Origin of the sequence: Brevibacterium sp. p3-SID960, from assembly GCF_025144725.1 — a bacterium.
GTDB lineage: Bacteria > Actinomycetota > Actinomycetes > Actinomycetales > Brevibacteriaceae > Brevibacterium.
The window spans coordinates 1-23,030 of the sequence record NZ_JALXKS010000001.1 but is presented as its reverse complement, the minus strand read 5'-3'; the positions used below and the strand labels follow the sequence as shown (position 1 = coordinate 23,030).

22 protein-coding genes and 1 pseudogene are annotated in these 23,030 nt (G+C 67.8%); 21 read left to right on the top strand and 2 right to left on the bottom strand.

All coding sequences use genetic code 11. The features are described from left to right. Window positions 1–41: 41 nt before the first annotated feature. The 16 genes and pseudogenes from folK to M3B11_RS00040 all read left to right on the top strand — a co-directional run bounded on the left by folK (window position 42) and on the right by M3B11_RS00040 (window position 15,828). Complete coding sequence (folK, locus tag M3B11_RS00110; RefSeq protein ID WP_259874405.1) at window positions 42–1,016, top strand: 2-amino-4-hydroxy-6-hydroxymethyldihydropteridine diphosphokinase; 975 nt, start codon at window positions 42–44, stop codon at window positions 1,014–1,016. Then, window positions 1,013–1,474 carry a DUF3180 domain-containing protein gene (locus M3B11_RS00105; protein WP_259874403.1) on the top strand — a complete coding sequence of 154 codons (462 nt, stop codon included), beginning with the start codon at window positions 1,013–1,015 and terminating at the stop codon, window positions 1,472–1,474. The genes folK and M3B11_RS00105 overlap by 4 nt, the downstream gene beginning before the upstream one ends. After that, window positions 1,471–2,037, top strand: a complete 567-nt coding sequence (locus M3B11_RS00100) for a PH domain-containing protein (protein ID WP_259874401.1) — start codon at window positions 1,471–1,473, stop codon at window positions 2,035–2,037. Before M3B11_RS00105 ends, M3B11_RS00100 begins: the two co-directional genes overlap by 4 nt. After that, on the top strand, window positions 2,037–3,905 hold the full coding sequence (locus tag M3B11_RS00095; RefSeq protein WP_259874399.1) for a PH domain-containing protein: 1,869 nt from the start codon (window positions 2,037–2,039) through the stop codon (window positions 3,903–3,905). The genes M3B11_RS00100 and M3B11_RS00095 overlap by 1 nt, the downstream gene beginning before the upstream one ends. Beyond that, window positions 3,902–4,801, top strand: a complete 900-nt coding sequence (locus M3B11_RS00090; RefSeq protein ID WP_259874397.1) for a Rossmann-like and DUF2520 domain-containing protein — start codon at window positions 3,902–3,904, stop codon at window positions 4,799–4,801. The genes M3B11_RS00095 and M3B11_RS00090 overlap by 4 nt, the downstream gene beginning before the upstream one ends. Window positions 4,802–4,882: 81 nt before the next feature. Further along, window positions 4,883–6,415 carry a lysine--tRNA ligase gene (lysS, locus tag M3B11_RS00085; RefSeq protein ID WP_259874396.1) on the top strand — a complete coding sequence of 511 codons (1,533 nt, stop codon included), beginning with the start codon at window positions 4,883–4,885 and terminating at the stop codon, window positions 6,413–6,415. Window positions 6,416–6,547: 132 nt separating this feature from the next. Beyond that, a complete protein-coding gene (locus M3B11_RS00080) occupies window positions 6,548–6,802 on the top strand; it encodes a hypothetical protein (protein WP_259874395.1) in 255 nt (84 codons plus the stop codon). Further along, a pseudogene (locus M3B11_RS13350) lies at window positions 6,777–7,010 on the top strand (histone-like nucleoid-structuring protein Lsr2); the annotation flags it as partial. The gene M3B11_RS00080 and the pseudogene M3B11_RS13350, both read left to right, overlap by 26 nt. A 111-nt stretch (window positions 7,011–7,121) precedes the next feature. Next, window positions 7,122–7,562 carry a 30S ribosome-binding factor RbfA gene (gene rbfA / locus M3B11_RS00075; protein WP_259874394.1) on the top strand — a complete coding sequence of 147 codons (441 nt, stop codon included), beginning with the start codon at window positions 7,122–7,124 and terminating at the stop codon, window positions 7,560–7,562. A 144-nt stretch (window positions 7,563–7,706) separates the two neighbouring features. Next, the gene (locus tag M3B11_RS00070) at window positions 7,707–8,507 is read left to right on the top strand and encodes a TSUP family transporter (RefSeq protein WP_259874392.1); all 801 of its coding nucleotides are present in this window, start codon (window positions 7,707–7,709) and stop codon (window positions 8,505–8,507) included. Window positions 8,508–8,681: 174 nt separating this feature from the next. Then, window positions 8,682–9,587, top strand: a complete 906-nt coding sequence (locus M3B11_RS00065; protein ID WP_259874390.1) for a ligand-binding protein SH3 — start codon at window positions 8,682–8,684, stop codon at window positions 9,585–9,587. Window positions 9,588–9,689: 102 nt separating this feature from the next. Further along, a complete protein-coding gene (gene truB, locus M3B11_RS00060) occupies window positions 9,690–10,628 on the top strand; it encodes a tRNA pseudouridine(55) synthase TruB (RefSeq protein ID WP_259874389.1) in 939 nt (312 codons plus the stop codon). Window positions 10,629–10,715: 87 nt separating this feature from the next. Then, window positions 10,716–11,663, top strand: a complete 948-nt coding sequence (locus tag M3B11_RS00055; protein ID WP_259874387.1) for a bifunctional riboflavin kinase/FAD synthetase — start codon at window positions 10,716–10,718, stop codon at window positions 11,661–11,663. Window positions 11,664–11,766: 103 nt separating this feature from the next. Continuing rightward, window positions 11,767–12,036: a 30S ribosomal protein S15 gene (rpsO, locus tag M3B11_RS00050; protein ID WP_102162614.1), complete on the top strand. Its 270-nt coding sequence runs from the start codon at window positions 11,767–11,769 to the stop codon at window positions 12,034–12,036. A gap of 281 nt (window positions 12,037–12,317) precedes the next feature. Next, on the top strand, window positions 12,318–14,537 hold the full coding sequence (locus M3B11_RS00045) for a polyribonucleotide nucleotidyltransferase (RefSeq protein ID WP_259874385.1): 2,220 nt from the start codon (window positions 12,318–12,320) through the stop codon (window positions 14,535–14,537). 10 nt (window positions 14,538–14,547) lie between these two features. Beyond that, window positions 14,548–15,828: a pitrilysin family protein gene (locus M3B11_RS00040; RefSeq protein ID WP_259874619.1), complete on the top strand. Its 1,281-nt coding sequence runs from the start codon at window positions 14,548–14,550 to the stop codon at window positions 15,826–15,828. On the opposite strand, the gene M3B11_RS00035 is transcribed toward M3B11_RS00040, so the two are convergent. Continuing rightward, a complete protein-coding gene (locus M3B11_RS00035) occupies window positions 15,788–16,705 on the bottom strand; it encodes an amidohydrolase family protein (protein ID WP_259874618.1) in 918 nt (305 codons plus the stop codon). The genes M3B11_RS00040 and M3B11_RS00035 overlap by 41 nt on opposite strands. A 203-nt stretch (window positions 16,706–16,908) precedes the next feature. Between M3B11_RS00035 and M3B11_RS00030 the strand changes: the two genes are divergently transcribed. The 3 genes from M3B11_RS00030 to M3B11_RS00020 all read left to right on the top strand — a co-directional run bounded on the left by M3B11_RS00030 (window position 16,909) and on the right by M3B11_RS00020 (window position 19,044). Continuing rightward, window positions 16,909–17,535 (top strand): superoxide dismutase, encoded by a 627-nt coding sequence (locus M3B11_RS00030; protein WP_259874383.1) that lies wholly within the window; start codon window positions 16,909–16,911, stop codon window positions 17,533–17,535. Window positions 17,536–17,833: 298 nt separating this feature from the next. Next, window positions 17,834–18,583 (top strand): 4-hydroxy-tetrahydrodipicolinate reductase, encoded by a 750-nt coding sequence (dapB, locus tag M3B11_RS00025; RefSeq protein ID WP_259874381.1) that lies wholly within the window; start codon window positions 17,834–17,836, stop codon window positions 18,581–18,583. A 14-nt stretch (window positions 18,584–18,597) separates the two neighbouring features. Then, entirely contained in the window at window positions 18,598–19,044 is a 447-nt protein-coding gene (locus tag M3B11_RS00020) for a hypothetical protein (protein WP_259874379.1), read from the top strand. Between the two features lie 7 nt (window positions 19,045–19,051). On the opposite strand, the gene M3B11_RS00015 is transcribed toward M3B11_RS00020, so the two are convergent. Next, window positions 19,052–20,275, bottom strand: coding sequence for a DUF1624 domain-containing protein (locus tag M3B11_RS00015; protein ID WP_259874377.1), 1,224 nt, complete (start codon window positions 20,273–20,275; stop codon window positions 19,052–19,054). A 101-nt stretch (window positions 20,276–20,376) separates the two neighbouring features. Between M3B11_RS00015 and dapA the strand changes: the two genes are divergently transcribed. Both dapA and M3B11_RS00005 read left to right on the top strand, forming a co-directional pair. Beyond that, a complete protein-coding gene (gene dapA, locus M3B11_RS00010) occupies window positions 20,377–21,297 on the top strand; it encodes a 4-hydroxy-tetrahydrodipicolinate synthase (RefSeq protein WP_259874374.1) in 921 nt (306 codons plus the stop codon). A gap of 8 nt (window positions 21,298–21,305) precedes the next feature. Further along, window positions 21,306–23,021: a ribonuclease J gene (locus M3B11_RS00005; RefSeq protein ID WP_259874616.1), complete on the top strand. Its 1,716-nt coding sequence runs from the start codon at window positions 21,306–21,308 to the stop codon at window positions 23,019–23,021. Window positions 23,022–23,030 lie beyond the last annotated feature (9 nt).

The window sequence follows — 23,030 nt, the reverse complement described above, 5'->3', positions numbered from 1 at the left end:
CAGTACGGTAGAGACCAACGACGACACGACAGGGAGACACAGTGGCCGACCGCAGGCGCGCAGGCGACGCCATCACGCTGACCGGGCTGACGGTCTACGGCTACCACGGCGTGTTCGACTTCGAGCGCCGCGAAGGCCAGAACTTCATCGTCGACATCACCCTGCACGCCGACACCCGGACCGCAGCCGCCTCCGATGCGCTCATCGACACCGCCGACTACGGCACGCTGGCTGAGGACATCGCCGCGATCATCACAGGTGAGCCGCTCAACCTCATCGAAACTCTCGCCGAGCGCATCGCCGAGCACTGCCTCACCGTCGCCGCGAGCGCCACCGTCACCGTGCACAAACCCGCCGCCCCCGTGCCGGTCGCCTTCGACGACGTCAGCGTCACCATCACCCGCCCCGCACCCGAGGCACCGGCCGGCGTCCTGCCGGACACCGCGCCCGAGGCGCCGGTCGCCCACGCAGAGACGGCTGGCCTGCAGGCGGTGCTGGGCCTCGGCGCCAACCTCGGCCAGCCGCTCGAGGCGCTGCGCGCAGCCCTCAGCGCACTTCACGCCCACCCGGACATCAGCGTCGATGCCTGCTCGACGGCCTTTGCGACCACGCCGGTCGGCGGGATCGACCAGCCCGACTTCACCAACGCGGCCGCGATCGTGACGACCGAGCTGAGCCCCCTGCAGCTGCTCGGCGTGTGCCAGGGCATCGAACTCGCCCACGGGCGCACGCGTGAGATCCGCTGGGGCCCGCGCACCCTCGACATCGACCTCATCCGCTGCAGCCGGCCCGGCGCCCTCGATGATGCGGCCGCCGAGATCACCTGCGAGACCGGCCAGCTCGTGCTGCCCCACCCCAGGGCAGCCGAACGCGCCTTCGTCCTCGCCCCCTGGGCGCAGCTGCGCCCTAGGGCTACGGTGACCACCGCCTCGGGCACGGCGCCCATCACTACCGCACTCACCCGCGCCGACGACGGCGGCGGGCTGCGCGATACCGGCGAGGCGATCGGGCCATGACACAGACGAAACCAGCCCAGCTGCTGACCTGGGGAGTGCTCGGCATCATCGCGGCGCTGGGCTTCAACTACATCTGGGAGTCCCTCGGCCAGGCGCTGCCGGGGCTGCCGTGGCCGGCGATCCTCGGCATGCTCGCGCTGTCGATCGTGCTGCTCATCCTCGGCTGGCCGATCAAGAAGTGGAACGACGGCGACCGCACCAAGGAACTCGACCACGTCAGAGCCGCCCGCGTGGCGATGATGGCCAAGGCCGCGGCACTTGCCGGGTCGCTGCTGACCGGGTGGTACCTCGGCGGCGCCATGTACCTCGTCGTCAGCGCCGCCGGCGTGCGCGCCGAACAGGCCGGCGGGATGCTGCTGGCCGTCGCAGCCGCCGCCATCGTCATGGTCGTCGGACTCGTCGTCGAATCCTTCTGCCAACTCCCACCCGACGACACCGCAGGAGCAGATGCCGCATGAGCACCCCCGCCCCGCCGCCCCAACCGCCCCGCCAGCCGCAGCCGCAACCCCAGCCGCACCAGCGCGCCGCGCAGCCGGGCCCGCTGCCCCCGCCCGAGGCCGGGGTCTCCTTCCAGCCGGTGGATCGCCGGTACGCCTACGCGCGGCTGCTGACCGAGAGCATCTTCCTGCTCGGCGCCCTCACCGTCGTCCTCGCCGTCGGCATCCTGTTCTGGAAGCCGCTGATATGGATCGGACTGCCGGTCATCGCCGCCTGGGCGATCTTCGCCGTGTGGCTCATCTTCCGCCAGACCAAGGCCCTCGGCTACGCCGAACGCACCTTCGACCTGCTCGTGCGACACGGCATCATGTTCCACACCACCTCCGTGGTGCCCTATGGGCGGCTGCAGTACGTCGAAGTGTCCTCCGGGCCGATCGAGCGGATGTTCGATCTGGCCGGGGTTGAGCTGCACACCGCCTCGGCCTCGACTGATGCGACGATCCCCGGACTGCCCCGTGCCGAGGCCGAACGGCTGCGCGATGAGCTGGCCGCCCGCGGTGAGTCCCAGCTGGCAGGACTGTGATGGCCCAGCCCGCATCCGGCCAGCCTGAGAGCGCACAGCCCGGCAGCCCCCTGCCGCCGGCCGCCGGCGCCCCGACCGGCGACGCCGGCTGGAAGCGCGTCCACCCGCTGACACCGGCGATCAACCTCATCGCCGTGATCCTCGCGATGATCGCCGGCCTCATCGCCTTCGGCCAGTCCGTCGTCGACGATGTCATCGCAGCGATCCGCGAAGGCCGCACCCCGGACATGGGCTTCTTCGCCTGGCTGGGAGAGAACCGGCTGCTGTGGGTTGCCGCGGCGGTCGTCGCGTTCTTCCTCATCGCCGGGCTCATCAACTACCTGCTGTGGCGGGCGATGAGCTACCGCGTCGACGACGAGGCCGTCTACCTGCGCGAGACCCTCATCAGCCGCAAGCTGCGCTCCGCCCGCCTCGACCGCGTCCAATCCATCGACGTCTACCAGAAGATCGTCCCGCGCCTCTTCGGGTTGGCCGGCCTCGTCTTCGACGTCGCCGGCGGTTCGGACTCGAAGATCGAGATCGCCTACCTCACCCGCAGCCAGGCCGAGTCTCTGCGCGCTGACATGCTCACCCGGGTGCGGGCAGCCAAGCAGCGCACCGCTCCCGAGGCGCCGGGCGCCCGTGCAGGTGAGCCCACCCCAGCAGAGGGTCCTGCCGACGGCCGCGCGGGCACCGCCTCGGGCGCGGGCGAGGGGACCGCGATCGCCCAGCCCGGCGTCCACGCTCGTGAGCTGCGCACCGGCGACACGCTCGGCGCCCGCGTCATGCGCGCTGTCCACGGAGCCGCCGGCGAGGTCACCGCCGATGCCGAGCAGACCCTCGACGAGGTCCTGGCCCCCTACCGGGTGGCAGCTCGCACCGATGCCGAAGGGCGGATCCTCAGGATCCCCGCTCACATCGTCATCCTCTCCCAGCTGTTCACGCTCGGGATGATCCTCACGGTCGTGCTGCTGGCCGCAGCGGTGGGATTCTTCACGATCATGACGGTGTTCTTCCCCGGCCAGATCAGCCTGACGGTCGGGCTGAGCTTCCTGCCGGTGGTCTTCGGGCTGTTCGCCGCCGTGCGCAGCACGCTCACCAACGCGAACTTCTCCGCCAGCCTGTCCGAGGACGGACTGCAGGTGGCCCGCGGGCTGCTCTCGACCTCCCGGCGCACGATCCGTCTCGAGCGCATCCAGGCGGTGCGGCTGAGCCAACCGCTGCTGTGGCGGCTCACCGGCTGGTGGAAGGTCGAATTCAACATGGCCGGCGGGGAGACCGGCGACGGGGACGGCGACAACGTGCTGCTGCCGGTCGGCAGTCGCGAGCAGGCGCTCATGATGCTCGCCCTCGCCCTGCCCGACCCGCAGCCGGCCGACGGCATCGATGCGCACACCCTCTTCGCCGCGGCGATGTACGCCGACCATGCCGCAGAGATCACCGACACCGACCCAGCCGCTCTCAGCGCCGTCGAGCAGCGCTTCGTCCGCCAGCCGGCCTCCAGCCGGTGGCTCGACCCGCTGACCTATCGGCGCAACGGGTGGACGGTGACCGGCTCGATGCTCATCATCCGCTCCGGCTGGTTCATCCGCCAGGTCACCTGCACCCCGCACGCCCGCGTGCAGTCGATGCGCTGGCACCAGGGACCCCTGCAGCGCCGCTTCGATCTCGCCAGCATCAACCTCGACTCAACCGCCGGGCCGATCGCCGCCTGCGTGCTGCACCAGTCGATCCCGGTCAGCTGGCAGTTCTTCTTCGACCACGCCGAACGCACCCGGTCTGCCCGCGCGGTCCTCGACGGGCGGGCACCGGCAGCAGCACAGCAGATGACCGGACAGCAGCTGGTCGGACAGCACACTCCACCCCAGCCCGAAGGAGGAACACCGTGAACCATGAGGACCCGACCCGGCTGGGCATCGGCATCGTCGGCTGCGGACGCGTCGGAGCGGTGATGGGTAATGCGCTGCGCGCCGCCGGCCACGCGATCATCGGTACCACCGCCTCCTCCCAGGCCTCCCGCGACCGGGCAGAGGCGATGCTGCCCGAGGTGCCGATCCTCGAGATCGAGACCCTCGTCGAACGCGCCGAACTCGTCCTGTTCACCGTCAGCGACGATGTGCTGCCCGAACTCGTCGCCGGGCTGGCGAAGCTCGGCTGCTTCACACCCGGCCAGATCGTCATGCACTGCGCGGGCATGTACGGCACCGAGGTGTTCGGCCCCGCCACCGCTTCCGGGGCCTTCGCCATCGCCCTGCACCCGTCCCTGTCATTCACCGGCACCTCAGTCGACCTGCCCCGGCTGCGGGAGGCGACGATCGCGGTGACGGCGGCCAAGCCGGTGCTGCCGATCGGCCAGGCGCTCGTCGTCGAGATCGGTGCCGAACCGATCATCGTCGCCGAAGCCGACCGGGCGCTCTACCATGCAGCCATCGCCCATGCCGCCAACCACACCGTCGCCACCCTCAGCCAGTCACTCGACGTGCTCACCAGCCTCGGCATCGAGGACCCCGCCCGGGTGCTGCGCTCCCTGGTCGAGGCGAGCGTGTCGAACACCCTGCAGGCCGGGCCCTCGGCACTGACCGGGCCGGTCAGCCGCGGTGACACCGGCACGGTGGCCGCCCACCTCGACGCCTTGGCTGAGTACAGTGTCGCCGCAGGCTCCCTCGACGTCGCTGACGCCTACACCGCGATGGCCAAGGCCACGATCGCCCGGGCGCTGACCAACGGAACCATCACCACCGAGCAGGCCCGGGCCATGCACGAGCTGCTGACCGAACGCGACTGACGCCTCGGCAGCGGAGCCTGCAGCCGGTCAGCCGAACCTGCGGATTCGTTGACAGGCGGGCGCACTTAGTACCCTGGAGGCATGCCAGAGAACGTCACGGCACCGGCTGGTGCGCCCGAAGAGACCCCAGAACACCTCGATCCCGAACAGCAGCGCATCCGCAAGGACAAGCGCGCCCGGCTGCTCGAGTCCGGTCAGCAGGCGTACCCGGTCACCGTCGAACGCACCCACACGCTCGCCGAGGTGCGCGCCGCCCACCCGAATCTCGAACCCGGCGAGGAGACCGAGAACCTCGTCGGCGTGGCCGGCCGAGTCGTGTTCGTGCGCAACACCGGCAAGCTGTGCTTCGTCACCCTGCAGGCCGGTGACGGCACCCGCCTGCAGGGGATGCTCTCGCAGAAGATCGTCGGCGCCGAGCGCCTGGAGGACTGGAAGTCCGACGCCGATCTGGGCGACCACGTGTTCCTGCACGGCCATGTCATCAAGTCCAAGCGCGGTGAGCTCTCCGTCATGGTCGACGAGTGGGCGATCGCAGCCAAGGCGCTGCGCCCGCTGCCGGCGCTGCACACCGAGCTGACCGACGAGACGCGGATCCGCCAGCGCTACCTCGACCTCATCACCCGCGAGCAGGCGCGCACCACCGTGCAGACCCGGTCGAACATCATGAAGTCGCTGCGCGCCACCTTCGACGACGCCGGCTTCACCGAGGTCGAGACGCCGATGCTGCAGACGCTGCACGGGGGAGCGGCCGCCCGGCCGTTCCGCACGCACATGAACGCCTACGACATCGACCTGTTCCTGCGCATCGCCCCGGAGCTGTACCTCAAGCGCGCTGTCGTCGGCGGGCTGGAGAACGTCTTCGAGATCAACCGCAATTTCCGGAACGAGGGTGCCGATTCCACTCATTCCCCGGAATTCGCCATGCTGGAGGCATATCAGGCATACGGCGATTATCATTCGATCGCCAAGCTCACCCAGGAGCTCATTCAGAATGCCGCCACGGACGCCGTCGGATCGCTCACCGTCACCCTGTCCGACGGCACCGAATACGACTTCGGCGGCGACTGGGCTGTCGTGAGCATGTACGAATCGCTGTCCGAGGAAGCCGGGCGCGATGTGACTCCCGACACAAGCATTGAAGAGCTCTCTTCTATTGCCGATGAGCACAATGTCGATCTCGAAGGCGTGTTCCGCACACACGGCAAATACGTCGAAGAGCTGTGGGAGCACTTCTATTCCGACCGCCTGTGGGCACCGACATTCGTCGTCGATTTCCCGGTCGACACCTCACCGCTGGTCCGCGCCCACCGGGACAAGCCCGGCGTGGTGGAGAAATGGGATCTCTATGTGCGCGGCTTCGAACTGGCCACCGGCTACTCCGAGCTCGTCGACCCGGTCGTGCAGCGCGAGCGCTTCGAAGCCCAGGCCAATGACGCCGCGCGCGGCGACGACGAGGCGATGCGCCTGGACGAGGACTTCCTCATGGCGATGGAATACGGCATGCCGCCCAGCGGTGGAATGGGCATGGGAATCGACCGCCTCATCATGGCGCTCACCGGCCTGGGAATCCGCGAGACCATTCTCTTCCCATTCATCAAGCCGATTGAGAATTGAACCCAGCCGGGCAGATGAAAGACCGATGCACTTTCAGTCCGACGACCGGGAGCTGAACGATATTCGTGTGATTCACACCCCGACATTGTCGACAAAGATATGCACAAGAGCCGTTTAGGGTTAGGATCAGTTGTGGAATACATCAAAGTCCTTCTGCCATCGCTGTGTGTGGCGCTGCTGTTCTGGTACGTTATTCGTGCCATCATCCGCGCCGACAGCATCGAACGGCGAGAAATGGACCGGTATTACGCCGATCTAGAAGATTCGGAGAAACAGGGCGAGAACCGCCCGGGCGATTCCGCTGCTGCAGCGCCGAACACGGTGACAGAAACAGAACCTGAATCCGGCTCCGTGACCCGGGATGGAGAGGACACCTCGCCTCATTGACCAGCATCGACGAAAGGCTCTTATGGCACGCGAAATGAAGCTTGTGCTCACCGACGACTTCGACGGCACTGACGCAGCCGAGACGGTGTCGTTCTCCATCGACCAGGGACACTACGAGATCGAGCTCTCGAGCGAGAACGCAGCCAAGCTGCGTGAGGCTCTCGCACCGTTCATCGAGCGCGCCCGCCGGGTCGCCAACCCGGCCCGGGGGGGCCGCCGGCGCCCCCCCCCCCCCGCCGGCGCCGCCGGCGCCCCCGCCGGCCCCCCCCCCCCCCCGGGTCCACCGAAGAGGCCCGGCACACGAAGAGAAGGAACCACCATGGCTGATGCCACCCGCGCCAGGAAGATCGCCGACCGCATCAAGGTCATCGTCGCGCAGACGCTGGAGAAGCGGATCAAGGACCCGCGCCTGGGCTTTGTCACCGTCACCGACGTCCGCGTCACCGGCGACCTGCAGCACGCCTCGGTCTTCTACACCGTCTACGGTGACGAAGATCAGCTCGTGTCCACGCAGGCTGCGCTGAATTCGGCCAAGGGGCTCATCCGCTCCGAGGTCGGCAAGGGACTGCAGATCCGGCTGACCCCGTCGCTGGAGTTCATCGCCGACTCGGTGCCGGCCGCTGCAGCCGAACTCGAAGAGCTGCTCGCCCAGGCGGCAGCCCGCGATGCCGAAGTCGCAGCGCTTGCCAAGGACGCCGCTCCGGCAGGGGAGGCCGATCCGTACCGCAAGCCGCACGAGGACGAGGAGTCCCGCGACTGAGCTGCGGGTCCGCGTCTGCGACCGCGCGCCGCACCACAGAGCCGAACAGCAGCAGGCAGGCACCGGAACCCATCCGGTGCCTGCCTGACTGTCTGTCGTGAAGAACAACCGTCTGCCGACAGACACAGGGGAGGAGCAGCCTGCATGGACTGGCTGATGGACACCGGCAGCATCGACGTGACGCTGACACTCGTGCTGCTGCTCCTGGCTGCGGGCCTGCTCGCCGGGTGGATCGACGCCGTCGTCGGCGGCGGAGGCCTCATCCAGCTGCCGGTTCTGCTCATGGTCCCCGGCATCACCCCGGTCCAGGCGCTGGCGACGAACAAGCTCGGCTCCATCGCCGGCACCACCGCCTCGGCGCTGACCTATCTGTCCCGGGTCAGACCGGACAAGTCAGCGACGATCCCCGCCTCGGTCACCGCCCTGCTCGGAGCGATCCTCGGGGCGCGCGTCGCCACGCTGCTGCCGACCAGCGTGTTCGAATCTGTCATCCTCACCGCCCTCATCGCGGTAGCGGTGTTCACACTGCTCAAACCCCAGCTCGGCCTGGCCGCCCAGCTGCGCTTCGGCGAGCATTCCAAACGCCACCATGCGATCTCCTGGCTCATCGGACTGCTCATCGGGTTCTACGACGGGCTGCTCGGGCCGGGCACCGGTTCCTTCCTCGTCATCGCCTTCGTGTCCATCATCGGCTTCGACTTCCTCCATGCCTCGGCCATGGCGAAGGTCGTCAACTGGGCGACCAACCTGGGGGCGCTGCTGTACTTCGTCCCGAGCGGCCACGTCATCTGGGCACTCGGCGCGGCCGTGGCCGCCGGCAACGTCGTCGGCGGGTTCATCGGCGCCCGAACCGCGATCCGGTTCGGCAGCGGCTTCGTGCGCGTCGTGTTCCTCATCGTCGTCTCCGCGCTCATCCTCACACTCGGATTCGACTTTCTCGCCTGAGACGACATCCGCGCTGGTGAGCTATCGCCCGTGAACGAGACGGAAACGCCCTGCCCCGAGGTGTGAGGCAGCTCGCGGGTATGAGTTTCCGTCATTGTTTTGTTATCGACTGGGTTGCCGTTACACTTTTACGAGATCACAGAACGATTACAGCTTTGTTAAGGGATAGTCGAATTGGGTAAGCACTCTGATCCGAACCAGTCGTCCTGGGCCTCCAGCGCCCGCACGCTCGTCCGCGATCTCAGCCGCCTCGGGCGCTCCGGCAGCGGACGGCACTCTGCCGAGCAGGCCTCGACGGCCACCGGCGTCATCAAGACCGTCAAGCGCAAGCCGATGGTGGCCGCCATCGCCATTCCGGCCGCTGCCACCACTGCGATCGTCGCCTCCTCCTTCGCGCTCGGACCCAACAGCGAGTCCGGCGTCGTCAAGACCGAGCAGCAGGCAGCCTCCTCGCCGGAGCCCGAAGAGGACATCAGTCTCGTCGACGAAGACGCGCTCGACCAGCAGCGCGAGGAAGCCGCCAAGGCCTACGAAGAGGGTCTGAAGGACAACAAGGACTACCAGAGCAAGTCCGGTGCCGTCAGCGCAACCACCCCGAAGCCGAAGCCGGAGCCGAAGCCGGAGCCGGAGTCGGCCGCCGCGTCGAGCAGCTCGGCGAAGTCGACGACCCAGCGCGGCGGCGATGACACCGCCTCCCGCTCGAAGGGGCGCGACACCAACGTCTCCTACGAAGTCTGCAGCGTGTCCTCGAGCATCGAATCCGGTCTGCAGCCGGCGGCCGTCAACGGCTACCGTGCGATCTGCGCGAACTTCCCCGAGGTCAAGTCCTACGGCGGGCACCGCAACCAGGCCGGCTCGGATCACAACAGCGGCTTGGCCGTCGACGCGATGATCCGCGGCTCGGTCGGCGACCAGATCACGAAGTTCCTCATCGACAACCGCCAGGAGCTCAACGTCAAGTACGTCATCTGGGAGCAGAAGTACTACGCCTCGACCAACGGCTGGAAGGGCAAGCCGATGGAGAACCGCGGCGGCGACACCGCCAACCACTACGACCACGTGCACGTGTCCTTCAAGTGACGTGACCGGCGGGCCGCCCACCCGCACCCGACTCTCCCACAGCAGGCTCAAGCGCTAGGCTTGAGCCTGCTGTCATGTCCGCCAAGAGCCCGGAGAACCCTCATGGCCAAGCGCACCGACTCGCCGGTCAACGGCATCCTCGTCATCGACAAACCCACCGGCATGTCGTCCCATGCGGTGGTCTCCCGGCTGCGCCGCTGGTACGGCACCCGGCGGGTCGGCCACGCCGGCACGCTCGACCCGATGGCCACCGGGGTGCTCGTGGCCGGCCTCGGCCGCGGCACCAAGCTGCTGACGTACCTCATCGGGCTGGACAAGACCTACACCGCCACCATCCGGCTCGGCGCCTCGACACCGTCTGATGATGCCGACTCGGCCGCCGACCGGTTCGCCGCCCCCGCCGCTCTGGCCGCCGTCAGCGACGAGCAGATCGCCGGCGGCGTTGCGGCCCTGCGCGGGACGATCGAACAGGTGCCCAGCGCCGTCTCGGCGATCAAGGTCGACGGCAAGCGCGCCTACCAGCTCGTCCGCGCCGGTTCCGACGTCGAGCTTGCCGCCCGGCCGGTGACGATCACCGGCTTCGACATCCACGACATCCGCCGGCACCTCGACTCCGACCGGCCGGCCATCGACCTCGACGTCACCGTCTCCTGCACCTCGGGCACCTACATCCGCGCCCTGGCCCGCGACCTCGGCGGGGGCCTCGGCGTCTACGGCCACCTCACCGCGCTGCGCCGCACCCACGTCGGCCCCTTCGCGCTGCCCGGCCACCAGCTGCCCGAGGACCTCACCGACCCCGAGGCGGTAAAGCCGCCGGCACCGATCGACCTCGCCACCGCAGCCGCGCAGGTGCTGCCGGTCCGCGCGCTCACTCGCGAGGAATCGCGAGCCCTGCTCAGCGGCCAGTTCATCGACCCGGTCACCGCCTCGGGACCGGGACCGTGGGCTGGCATCTGCTCAGGAGAGCTCATCGCCGTGATCGAACGCCGCGGTGAGAAGCTCAAGACCGCCGCTGGCATCGCGCAGCAGCCCCCGGCGTGAGCAGGGCAGGGCTGGGCGTGCGGTAACGTTGTGGCGGTATTCGACTCCAGCGATATGAGACCAGCGACGCCTGGGAAGGGGCGAGAAGTGGAAGTTCTCTGGGACATCGACCAGATCCCACCCGATTTCGGTCACACCGCCGTCACGCTCGGCAACTTCGACGGCGTGCACCGCGGCCACCAGGCCGTGCTCGGCCAGCTCGCCGAGCTCGCCCGCGCACGCGGCCTGCGGTCCCTCGCCATCACCTTCGACCCCCACCCGCGCAGCGTCCACGCCCCCGACTCCGCACCCGAGCAGATCACCGGGCTGACCGAGCGGCTGGCCCGGATGGCAGAGACCGGCATCGACGCGGTGCTCGTGCAGCGCTACTCACTCGACTTCGCCGACCAGACCGCTGAGGACTTCGTCGACGCTTACCTCGTCGGGCGGCTGCGCGCCAAGCTCATCGCCGTCGGCCGGGACGTGCGCTTCGGCCGCGGCAACCACGGCACCATCGACACGCTCGAACAGCTCGGCGCGGACAACGGCCTGGAGATCGTCACCATCGACGACGTCGGCCACGCTCCCGGCGCCACCGGCCGGGACTCCTCGACGCTGGTGCGCCAGCTGCTGGCCGAAGGCCGTGTCGATGACGCAGCCGAGGTTCTCGGCTCCCCGCACACCGTCGTCGGCACCGTCGTCCACGGCGATGCCCGTGGCCGCGAGCTCGGCTTCCCGACCGCCAACCTCGGCAAGGACAGCGAGGGCATGGTTCCCGCCGATGGCGTCTACGCCGGCATCGCCCACTTCGACTCAGACCCCGAGGGTTACCCGGCGGCGATCTCCGTGGGCACCAACCCGACTTTCGACGGTGTCTCGCGGCGGGTCGAGGCCTATGTGCTCGACAAGGAGTTCGCCGACTTCGACGTCTACGGATCGACCATGAGCTTGGAGTTCGTCAAGCTCATCCGCGGCCAGATCACCTTCGACGGAATGGAGGACCTCATCGCCCAGATGCACGAGGATGTCTCCGAAGTCCGCAGTGTGCTAAGCTGAGCGACGCTGTCTTTTCAGCATGCCGTCACGCCGGCCGCGGTCTGACAGGGCCGGAGCAGAAGGCTCCGGCGCCGCGCAACGACGTGGAAGAAGGAGAGATCTCATGGCACTTGATCCGAAGGTCAAGCAGGACATCATCAAGGAATATGCAACTCACGAAGGCGACACGGGATCTCCCGAGGTTCAGGTCGCGATTCTGACCAAGCGCATCACCGACCTGACCGAGCACTTCAAGGAGCACAAGCACGACCACCACTCGCGTCGTGGCCTCCTGCTGCTCGTCGGTCAGCGCCGCCGCATGCTCAAGTACCTGCAGCAGATCGACATCGAGCGCTACCGCTCGCTCATCGCTCGCCTCGGCCTGCGCCGCTGAGCGAAAGCGATCTGCACGACGCGAAAGGGAATCGCCGGGCACGGCGGTTCCCTTTCGCGTTTTCAGTGCAGGTGACCTGCTTGTTACACTGACTGAGAGTCTGGAACCGGCAGCTGACGAAGCTCCGGTGGTCGGTAGTGGCCTCCGCACCTCGTGCGTGGGTCTCGATCGATGACCGGATCCCTTGCAGCCGGCTCGCGTGTGCGCAGCCCTGCCCACCCGCCGCATATTTAGCGCAGGCGATCCGCGCGCCGGGCAGAGAGCCCGAGCGCAGAACCCGAATGGAGAAACACTTGGGAATCAATCCCGAATCTGCTGTTGCCCACATTGACAACGGGCGCTTCGGCTCCCACACTGTCCGCTTCGAAACCGGCCGCCTGGCCCAGCAGGCCGCAGGCTGCGCTGTAGCCTACCTCGACGACGAGACGATGCTGCTCTCGGCGACCGCCGTGAGCAAGAACCCGAAGGAGCACCTCGACTTCTTCCCGCTCACCGTCGACGTCGAAGAGCGCATGTACGCCGCCGGCCGCATCCCAGGATCGTTCTTCCGCCGCGAGGGACGCCCCTCGACCGATGCGATCCTCGCCTGCCGCCTCATCGACCGGCCCCTGCGCCCGTCGTTCGTCAAGGGCCTGCGCAACGAGGTGCAGATCGTCGTCAACGTCATGTCGATCCACCCCGACCACATCTACGACACCCTGGCCATCAACGCCGCCTCGATGTCGACCCAGCTCTCCGGCCTGCCGTTCTCCGGCCCGATCGGCGGCGTGCGCGTCGCCCTCATCGACGACCAGTGGGTGGCGTTCCCGAACCACTCGCAGCTGGAGAACGCCGTGTTCGACATGGCTGTTGCCGGCCGAGTCGTCGGTGACGACGTCGCCATCATGATGGTCGAGGCCGAAGCGTCGGAGAACGCCTGGAACACGATGCGCGCCGGCGGCACCGTGCCGACCGAGGAGATCGTCGCCGAAGGTCTCGAGGCCGCCAAGCCGTTCATCCAGGAGCTGTGCCGCGCGCAGCAGGAGCTTGCTGACAAGGCCGCCAAGCCGGTCGCCGAGTTCCCGGTGTTCAAGCCCTACGAGGACGACGTCTACGCCGCCGTCGAGTCCGCCGCCCGCGAGCAGCAGACGAAGAACTTCCAGATCGCTGACAAGAAGGAGCGCGAAGCCGCAGGCGACGAACTCCTCGCGAAGGTGCTGACCGACCTCGGCGAGCAGTTCGAAGGCCGCGAGCAGGAGATCGTCGCAGCCCTCGATGCCCTGACCAAGGACATCGTGCGCAAGCGCATCCTCACCGACCAGATCCGCATCGACGGCCGCGGGCTCAAGGACATCCGACCGCTGACCGCCGAGACCGGCGTCATCCCGCGGGTGCACGGCTCGGCGCTGTTCGAGCGCGGTGAGACCCAGATCCTCGGTGTCACCACGCTCAACATGCTCAAGCTCGAGCAGCAGATCGACTCGCTGTCGCCGGTCACCTCAAAGCGCTACCTGCACCACTACAACTTCCCGCCGTACTCGACCGGTGAGACCGGCCGTGTCGGCAGCCCCAAGCGCCGCGAGATCGGCCACGGCGCGCTCGCCGAGCGCGCGCTCGTGCCTGTGCTGCCCAGCCGCGAGGAGTTCCCGTACGCCATCCGCCAGGTCTCCGAGGCCCTCGGGTCGAACGGTTCGACTTCGATGGGCTCGGTGTGTGCTTCGACTCTGTCGATGCTCGAAGCCGGTGTGCCGCTGCGCGCCCCGGTCGCAGGCATCGCCATGGGCCTGGTGTCCGACGTCATCGACACCGCTGACGGACCGCAGACCGCCTACGCCGCCCTGACCGACATCCTCGGCGCCGAAGACGCCTTCGGCGACATGGATTTCAAGGTCGCCGGCACCAAGGACTTCATCACCGCCATCCAGCTCGACACCAAGCTCGACGGCATCCCGGCCTCGGTCCTGGCTGCGGCGCTCAAGCAGGCCAAGGACGCCCGCCTCGTGATCCTCGATGTCATGAACGAGGCCATCTCCGCACCGGCTGAGATGAACCCGACAGCCCCGCGGATCATCTCGGTCAACATCCCGGTCGACAAGATCGGCGAGGTCATCGGCCCCAAGGGCAAGATGATCAACCAGATCCAGGAAGACACCGGCGCGGAGATCAGTATCGAAGACGACGGCACGGTGCTCATCGGCGCCACCGACGGCACCTCGGCTGAAGCGGCCCGCTCGGCGATCAACGCGATCGCCAACCCGCAGGTCCCCGAGGTCGGTGAGCGCTACCTCGGCACCGTCGTCAAGTGCATGTCCTTCGGCGCCTTCGTTTCGCTGACCCCGGGCAAGGACGGTCTGCTGCACATCTCCGAGCTCAAGAAGCTCAACGGCGGCAAGCGCGTCGAAGACGTCGAAGACGTCCTCGGTGTCGGGCAGAAGATCCAGGTCGAGATCACCAAGGTCGACGACCGCGGCAAGCTCTCGCTCGTCCCGGTCGCAGAGGAAGAGGAAGAAGCAGACGAATAGGAGTAATCCTCTGCACACCGAACAGCTCCTGGGGGAGGACAGCAGCGTCTGGCGCTCTGTCCTCCCTTCGGGTATCCGCGTCATCACCGAGACCATGCCCTCGCTGGCATCGGAGACCGTCGGCGTGTGGGTCGATTCCGGTTCCCGCGACGAAACCGAGCTGACCGCCGGCTCGACCCATTTCCTCGAACACATGCTGTTCAAGGGCACGACGAGACGGTCGGCCAAGCAGATCGCACAGATCTTCGACCGCACCGGCGGGGAGTCCAACGCGGTGACCTCGAAGGAGTACACGTGCTACTTCTCCCGCTGCCTGGTCGACGACCTGCCGCCGGTCACCGACCTGTTGTGGGACATGGTGCTTCACGCCACGCTCGATGCCGGCGAGTTCGAACGCGAGCGCGGCGTCATCATCGAAGAGCTCGCGATGGCCGCCGACGACCCGACCGATGTGCTGTACGAGAGGTTCGACGCCCTCGTCTACCCCGGCCATCCGCTCGGCCGTCCCGTCGGGGCGACGAAGGAGCAGATCCGCACACTGGCCCACACTGTGCTGCGCGAGCACTACGAGACCGCCTACATCGGCCCGCGGCTGGTGTTCACCGCAGCCGGCGGGGCCACGCATGAGCAGATCGTCGAGCTCGTCACCGCGGCGACAACGCATCTGCCTGCCGCCGCGCCCGAGGTGGTGCGTCCCTCGCGCAGTGTCCCGACCTTCGCCTCGGGAACCGCGTGCATCGGCAAGGACACCGAACAGCAGGGCATCATCATCGGCATGCCCGGGCTGAGCGAAGGCGATGAGCGGCGGTTCGCGTTCTCCGTCATGTTCTCGCTGCTCGGCGGCGGCATGTCCTCGCGGCTGTTCCAGTCGGTGCGCGAAGACCGCGGGCTGGCCTACTCCGTCCACGGCATCGCCTCCCGGTACTCGGATTCCGGCCAGTTCGGCATGTACGCCGGCTGCGCCCCGCAGGCCGCCCAGGACGTCATCGACCTGTGCGTCGTCGAGTTCGAACGGCTCGCCGCCGAACTGCCCGGTGAGGATGAGGTCGCCGACATCGTCGCCCAGGCGGCCGGGTCGATGATGCTGAGCCTGGAGAGCTCCGCGGTGCGGATGAACCGGCTGGCCCGCTCCGAGCTCGCCGGCCTGCCGCTGGAGTCCCCGCAGAACCTGCTCGACACCGTCCGTGAGGTCACCCCAGCCGAGGTCACGGCGGTCGCCGCCGACCTCGCTGCCGGCCCACGCGCCCTCGTCACCCTCGGTCCGCGCGAGGACCTGCGCCTGCCGCACTGACACAGGCTCCAGAGGCAGTGGCGCGGGCTCCAGAGGCAGTGCCGCGGGCGCCAGGAGTGGCGGTGGCATGGGGTGCTCGGCTGAGGTCGGAGCAGACCCTGCCGCTGTGGTCTGCGCGCAGATAGAGACCTGCCGCATTGCTCCACAGTGCGGCGTGCGCCTGCTCGGCAGTCAGCGCCTCCCGGATGAGGGAGAGATCTGCGTCTGCGAATGGCCGCGGTGCCCGTGTCGAGGGCAGGTCGGTGCCGGCCATGAGCGCCGTCGGGTTGGCCTCGGCGATCTGCCGCAGAGCGCGGGCCGGGTCGAGATCGACCCGGCCGAAACCCGTGGCCTTGACCTTCGCGCCAGCCTCGGCCAGCCGCAGCAGCTGCGGAAACCCTGCCTCCGAGAGCCCGAGATGGTCGATGCTCACCTGCGGCAGGCGGGTCAGCAGCGGGCCGAGCTTGCCCAGAGCCTCGGCGTCGAGATAGAACTCGGCATGCCAGCCGGCACGATCCCAGACCCGCCTCGCGAGCTGCTCGACATCCTCGATGCCAGCCGAACCGCCGCGGCGCAGATTGAACCGCACCGCCCGCACCCCAGTGGCATCGAGCGCATCGATCTCAGCATCGGTGACGCTCACCGGAACCTGCGTGACCCCGACGAAACCCGGCCCGAGCGCGGCAAGGGCTGCCACGAGATAGGTCTGGTCGAAGCCCTGGAACGACCCGGAGACGACCGCGCCGCCCGTGACCGCCATGCCGGCAGAGACCGGCAGGCCCGCGATGCGCTGCCGGTAGTCGGCGACGGTGAAGGGCTCGGGCAGATACCCGTCATTGGCGGTGAGTGGGAAGCCGGGGGCAATGATGTGCAGATGGGCGTCGAAGACCGACTGCATGGTCACTCCTCATCTCAGGTGATCCGGTTGCCAGCCATCGTAACCGCCGGCAGACCCCGCGTGTCTTCGGACTCTGAGCAGATATTCACTTCCTCACTTCTGAAACTCATGGAGCGATGGAATAAGGTGGAAAGCGAGCCCGTTATGCCGGACAGAGCCTGGCGCAATCGACGGGCCGCAATCCACGTATGAGGAGGATTCTCATGGTTGAGCAGTACACGCTCCCGGACCTGCCCTATGACTACGCAGCACTTGAGCCGCATATCTCGGCCAAGATCATGGAGCTGCACCACGACAAGCACCACGCCACCTACGTCAAGGGCGCCAACACCGCCCTGGAGCAGCTGGCCGAGGCCCGCGAGTCCGGCGACCTGTCGAACCTGCCGAAGCTCACCCGCGACCTGCAGTTCAACCTCGGCGGCCACGTCAACCACTCGATCTTCTGGAACAACATGTCCCCGGACGGCGGCGACAAGCCGGTCGGCGAACTCGCAGCCGCCATTGACGACGCCTTCGGCTCGTTCGACAAGTTCCGCGAGCAGTTCACCACCGCCGCGACCACCATCCAGGGTTCGGGCTGGGCTGTGCTGTACTTCGACGCCCTCGGCGGCAACCTGCTCATCGGCCAGCTGAAGGATCAGCAGTCCGACATTCAGCTCGGCGGTGTGCCGGTGCTGCAGCTGGACATGTGGGAGCACGCCTTCTACCTCGACTACCAGAACGTCAAGCCTGACTACGTCAAGGCCTGGTGGAACGTCGTGAACTGGGAGGACGCCGGAGCCCGCTTCGAGCGCGCCCGCCAGCAGACCAAGGGCATGCTGCTCGGCTGAACCGCCGCTCACTGAAACCCCGGCGGCTCGGATCCACCCGGATCCGGGCCGCCACTGCATTCAGCACAAGGTGCCGTGCCTTGTCACGATGACCGGTTCGCCGCGCCTGCCGAGTTCCTGCGCGAAGGCACCGAACGGCAGCGGCTGACCTACGGAAGGCAGCGCTACGATGTCCACCGGTGGGCCAGTTCGGCCGGCGATCTCCGGCCACGGCAGCGGAGTCGCGAAAGCCACACCGCCTCGGACGCGGCCGGGCACTAGACTGAATCTCACGCACCCGCGACCTGAAAAGAGGAACATGAGCGCAATCCGCGTCGCCGTCATCGGAGCTCACGGACGCATGGGCAGCCACGCCGTCGAAGCGATCGAAGCCGCAGACGGACTCGAACTGGCCGCCGCACTCGGCAGCTCCGACTCCCTCGACTCCCTCACCGACGCCGATATCGACGTCGCCGTTGAGCTCACCGTGCCCAAGGCGACCGCCGACAACGTCGCCTTCCTCGTCTCTCACGGCATCGACACCGTCGTCGGCACCACCGGCTGGGCTGTCGAACGCCTCGAGGCACTGGAGAAGCAGCTGGCCGATCAGCCGGACACCGGCGTGCTCATCGCCCCGAACTTCTCGATCGGCGCGGTGCTGGCGATGCACTTCGCTGAGATCGCCGCCGCCTACTTCGACTCCGCTGAAGTACTCGAGATCCATCACCCGCGCAAACTCGATGCGCCCTCGGGAACCGCCGCCCACACCGCCCAGCGGATCGCCGCCGCCCGCCAGCGAGCAGGCCTCGGGCCCGCCCCGGACGCCACCGAATCGGATCCCGACGGCGCCCGCGGAGCAGTCATCGATGGCATCCACGTCCACGCCGTCCGGCAGGCCGGTATGAACGCCAGCGAAGAGATCATGTTCGGCTCCCAGGGCGAGGCGCTCACCATCCGCACCGACACCTTCGACACAGAGGCCTTCATGCCCGGCATCATCGCCGCCGTGCGCGCCATCGGCGACAAGCCCGGCCTGACCGTCGGGCTCGAGCACTTCCTGTCGATCTGAGCACCGCAATACGCATGTCGAAAGCGAAGCTCGGCGCACTCATCATCTCAGCGCTGCTGGTTCTGTACCTCTTCTTCATGCTCCAGCGCGCCTGGATCATGCTGAGCGACCCCAACCTCATCGCCAAAGCACTCGGGATCGCCCTCCTCGTCCTGCCCATCGTCGGGGCATGGGCGCTCATCCGCGAACTGCTCTTCGGGTCCGCGATGGAGCGCCTGGCCAGGATCCTCGGCACGGAGGGCGGACTGCCGCCGGACACGCTGCCGCGCACCCCCGGCGGGAAGATCATCCGTGCAGCGGCCGAGGAGGAGTTCGAGAAGTACCGCGCCGAAACCGAAGCCGCCCCTGACGACTGGCGCAGCTGGTTCCGCCTCTCCTGCGCCTACGATGCCGCCGGTGACCGGCGCAGGGCACGCGCGGCGATGCGGCACGCGATCAAGCTGGAGAAGACAGCAGCCTGAGACCGGCTCACGCCCGTAAGGCCGGTGGGTTCGGCAGGAGGCCTGCTCGCACCCGGGAGACCAAACGGCTGAGCGGCCACTCCAAGGGTCCGCGCGGACTGACGAACCGCACCCACAGGCTGGCGAAGACCAGTGCGGCAATGATGTGCACTGCGAGTCCGGCCAGCGGCGGCAGGAGCGCATCGGTGATCTCCACACCGACGACGTGGACGGTGTAGACGCTCAGCGGCATGGCACCGGCTGCGATGAACGGGGCCAGCCAGCGCAGCGCCGGCCCGCGGGCGGCGAGCATGCACACCGCCAGCACCGCAACTGCTACCCCTGAGGTGTGCAGCAGGTCCAGGGGAGTGGCCGAGTGCGGACCGGCGATCACCAGCCACCACCACGAGCCCGGCGGGGTTGTGCCGTAGTTGCCGACCGTGAGCAGATACTCCAGGTCGGAGCCGAACGGGTCCGCGCCTGAGGCGAGCTCGGCCTCAAGCACGGCCCGCCCGCCCATCGTCAGCAGCAGGGAGGACGCGAACAGCGCCAGCGCCGCCACCGCCGAGCCGATGAACGCCAGCCCGGTCCACAGGCTGCGTGACGTCCAGTCGAGCCGGGCGATGAACATGCCCAGCAGCACGAACCCCATCCACTGCAGCACCGGGTAGTAGCCGGTGATCGCGAGCTCCGTCAGCAGCAGCCCCGGATCGGCGAGCATGAACACATCCGGAACGTCGTAGCTGGGGGACAGATCCTGCCCGGTGCGCAGCGCATGGCTGAGAAACGGGGTGACAACGAGCCACAGCGGCGCCAGGATGCCCAAGACCAGCCGGGGCATGCGCAGCAGGAACGAGGCGATGATGAACATCAGCCCGTAATTCGCCAGGATCACCGCCACCGATGATCCGAGCGTGGCCAGCAGCAGGCCGAGGGCGAAGATCACCGCCCCGCGCACCCACAGCCCGGAGGCCGCCGCCAGCCAGGCGCGCGCCCCGGGCACAGACAGCAGCCTGCGCGTCGAGAGCACCACTGAGACACCTGCGAGCACCGCGAACAGGGCAGAGGACCGACCGGCGAAGAGCGTCGCCCACGTCGGATCCGGATCATCGAGCGGGATGATATGTGTGATCATCATCCCCAGCAGCGCGATCGACCGCGCCAGGTCCACACCGAGCAGGCGCATCCCGGCAGCCGCGCCCGAGGCGGTGGCCGGCCTGGCAGCAGGCGGGCCGGCAGGCGTGTCGGTCATGGTTCCTCCCGGTGGTGCAAGGCGCAGAACATCGAGCCCGATTCTTCCACAGCCGCCGTGCCTGTCGTCTCAGGCGCAACCGGCGGCGGTAGGATGAGACCATGGCTATGGTGAACTCTGCGCAGGCACACGACGCCGCCGCGGCCTTCGGCACGGTCGGCACCGCAATGGTGACCCCCTTCTCCGCCTCGGGAGAGGTCGACTACGACACGGCCGAGGCGCTCGCCGCCCACCTCGTCGACCTCGGCAACAACATGCTCGTCATCTCCGGGACCACCGGCGAATCACCGACGACGACCGATGCCGAGAAGTCTGAACTGCTCACCGCCGCCCGCCGCGGCGCCGGTGATCGCGCCAAGCTCGTCGCCGGGATCGGCACGAACAACACCACCCACTCGATCGAACTCGCCCGGCAGGCCCGCGACGCCGGTGCCGACGGGATGCTGCTCGTCACCCCGTACTACTCGAAGCCGCCGCAGGACGCCATCGTCACCCATATGCGCGCCGTCGCCGATGCCACCGACCTGCCGGTGATGCTCTACGACATTCCCGGCCGCTCCAGCGTCCCGCTCGAACCGGCCACCCTGGCCGCACTCGACGCCCACCCGAACATCCTCGCCGTCAAGGACGCCAAGGGAGATGTCGCCTCGGCCCTGCAGGTGATGAGTGAGACGGGCCTGGCCTACTATTCCGGCGAGGACGCACTCAACCTGCCGCTCATGAGCTGCGGGGCGATCGGCGTCGTGTCCGTCGCCGGGCACATCTGCGCCGACCGGCTCGCCCAGATGACCGACCATGTCGGTGCCAACGATCTCAACGCTGCCCGCGATGTGGCAGCGGGCCTCGTCAGCCTCATCGACGCCATCATGAACCACATGCCGGGAGTGATCTCCGCCAAGGCGGCGCTTGAGCTCCAGGGTGTGCTTCCCACCCGCGCAACACGCCTGCCGCTGCTTGAGGCATCGGAGGACCAGGTGGAGTTCCTGCGCCGCGAAATGACAAGGAGCGGTTACCTCACGTGACCAACCAGATGACGAACTACGCGATCGATCCCGGCGACCCACCGAAGACAGACCCCGAGGCGATGCGCATCGTCGCCCTCGGCGGCCTCGGCGAGGTCGGCAGAAACATGACCGTCTTCGAGTACCGCGGCAAGCTGCTCATCGTCGACTGCGGTGTCCTCTTCCCCGAAGAGGAGCAGCCTGGCATCGACCTCATCCTGCCTGACTTCAGCTACCTCGATGACCGGATGGACGACATCGTCGGCCTGGTCCTCACCCACGGGCACGAAGACCACATTGGCGCTGTGCCCTACCTGCTCAAGCGCCGCGAGGACATCCCCGTCCTCGGCTCCTCGCTGACCCTGGCACTGGTGGAGGCCAAGCTCAAGGAGCACCGCCTGCGCAAGACCGTCACCCGCGTGGTGCGCGAGAACGAAACCGACCAGCTCGGGCCCTTCGACCTCGAGTTCGTCGCCGTCAACCATTCGATCCCCGACGCCCTGGCCGTGTTCATCCGCACCGGTGCGGGCACCGTGCTGCACACCGGCGATTTCAAGATGGACCAGCTGCCGCTCGACCGCCGGATCACCGATCTGCGCGCTTTCGCCCGCCTCGGCGAAGAGGGCGTCGATCTGTTCCTGACTGACTCGACCAACGCCGAGGTTCCCGGCTTCACCGCCCCGGAGAAGGAGATCGGACCGGTCCTCGACTCCGTCATCGCCACGGCGACCAACCGGGTCATCGTCGCCTCCTTCGCCTCCCACGTCCACCGCGTCCAGCAGGTCCTCGAAGCCGCCCAGGCGCACGGCCGCAAGGTCGTGCTCGTCGGTCGGTCGATGGTGCGCAATATGAAGATCGCCCAGGACCTCGGGTTCCTACACGCCCCGCGCGGGGTCATCATCGACATGAAGGACCTCGACAAGTACCCCGACGACCAGATCGTGCTCATGTGCACCGGCTCCCAGGGCGAGCCGATGGCAGCGCTGTCGCGGATGGCCAACGGCTCGCATCCGAAGGTCGAGGTCAGCGCCGATGATACGATCATCCTCGCCTCCTCGCTCATCCCCGGCAACGAGACCTCGGTCTACCGCGTCATCAACGGGCTCATGAAGCTCGGCGCCCGCGTTGTGCACAAGGGCAACGCGAAGGTCCACGTCTCCGGCCACGCCTCGGCCGGGGAGCTGCTGTACTGCTACAACATCGTCAAGCCCAAGGGCGTCATGCCCGTCCACGGCGAATGGCGGCACATGCTCGCCAACGGCAAGCTCGCCGCCCAGACCGGCGTGCCGGAGGAGAACATCGTCATCGCCGATGACGGCTGGGTCGTCGACCTCAAGGACGGCCGCGCCCGGGTGGTCGGAGCTGTCGACTGCGAATACGTCTTCGTCGACGGCTCTTCGGTCGGCGAGATCACCGAAGCCGACCTCAAGGACCGGCGCATCCTCGCCGGCGAGGGCTTCGTGTCGATCTTCATGACCGTCGACACACAGGCGCAGAAAATCATCACCGGGCCGGTCATCAACTCCCGCGGCATGGCCGAAGACGACAATGTGTTCGACCACATCAAACCCAAGATCGCCGACGCAGTGGCCGAAGCGCTCACCGACGGGGTCAAGGACCAGTACAAGCTCCAGCAGATCATCCGCCGCACCATCGGCCGCTGGGTCTCCTCACGGCTGCGCCGCCGGCCGATGATCGTGCCGATGGTCGTCGTCGTCCCCGGAGCCGAGGCCGCCGTGCAGTGACCGGGGGCG

Excerpts from the sequence above, each read along its gene's own strand:
- M3B11_RS00100 (WP_259874401.1), top strand. The coding sequence starts at position 1,471 with ATGAGCACCCCCGCCCCGCCGCCCCAACCGCCCCGCCAGCCGCAGCCG.
- lysS (WP_259874396.1), top strand. The coding sequence starts at position 4,883 with ATGCCAGAGAACGTCACGGCACCGGCTGGTGCGCCCGAAGAGACCCCA.
- M3B11_RS00035 (WP_259874618.1), bottom strand. The coding sequence starts at position 16,705 with ATGCAGTCGGTCTTCGACGCCCATCTGCACATCATTGCCCCCGGCTTC.
- M3B11_RS00015 (WP_259874377.1), bottom strand. The coding sequence starts at position 20,275 with ATGACCGACACGCCTGCCGGCCCGCCTGCTGCCAGGCCGGCCACCGCC.
- rbfA (WP_259874394.1), top strand. The coding sequence starts at position 7,122 with ATGGCTGATGCCACCCGCGCCAGGAAGATCGCCGACCGCATCAAGGTC.
- dapA (WP_259874374.1), top strand. The coding sequence starts at position 20,377 with ATGGCTATGGTGAACTCTGCGCAGGCACACGACGCCGCCGCGGCCTTC.
- M3B11_RS00095 (WP_259874399.1), top strand. The coding sequence starts at position 2,037 with ATGGCCCAGCCCGCATCCGGCCAGCCTGAGAGCGCACAGCCCGGCAGC.
- rpsO (WP_102162614.1), top strand. The coding sequence starts at position 11,767 with ATGGCACTTGATCCGAAGGTCAAGCAGGACATCATCAAGGAATATGCA.
- M3B11_RS00020 (WP_259874379.1), top strand. The coding sequence starts at position 18,598 with ATGTCGAAAGCGAAGCTCGGCGCACTCATCATCTCAGCGCTGCTGGTT.
- M3B11_RS00030 (WP_259874383.1), top strand. The coding sequence starts at position 16,909 with ATGGTTGAGCAGTACACGCTCCCGGACCTGCCCTATGACTACGCAGCA.
- dapB (WP_259874381.1), top strand. The coding sequence starts at position 17,834 with ATGAGCGCAATCCGCGTCGCCGTCATCGGAGCTCACGGACGCATGGGC.
- M3B11_RS00070 (WP_259874392.1), top strand. The coding sequence starts at position 7,707 with ATGGACTGGCTGATGGACACCGGCAGCATCGACGTGACGCTGACACTC.
- M3B11_RS00005 (WP_259874616.1), top strand. The coding sequence starts at position 21,306 with ATGACGAACTACGCGATCGATCCCGGCGACCCACCGAAGACAGACCCC.
- M3B11_RS00105 (WP_259874403.1), top strand. The coding sequence starts at position 1,013 with ATGACACAGACGAAACCAGCCCAGCTGCTGACCTGGGGAGTGCTCGGC.
- M3B11_RS00045 (WP_259874385.1), top strand. The coding sequence starts at position 12,318 with ATGGAGAAACACTTGGGAATCAATCCCGAATCTGCTGTTGCCCACATT.
- truB (WP_259874389.1), top strand. The coding sequence starts at position 9,690 with ATGGCCAAGCGCACCGACTCGCCGGTCAACGGCATCCTCGTCATCGAC.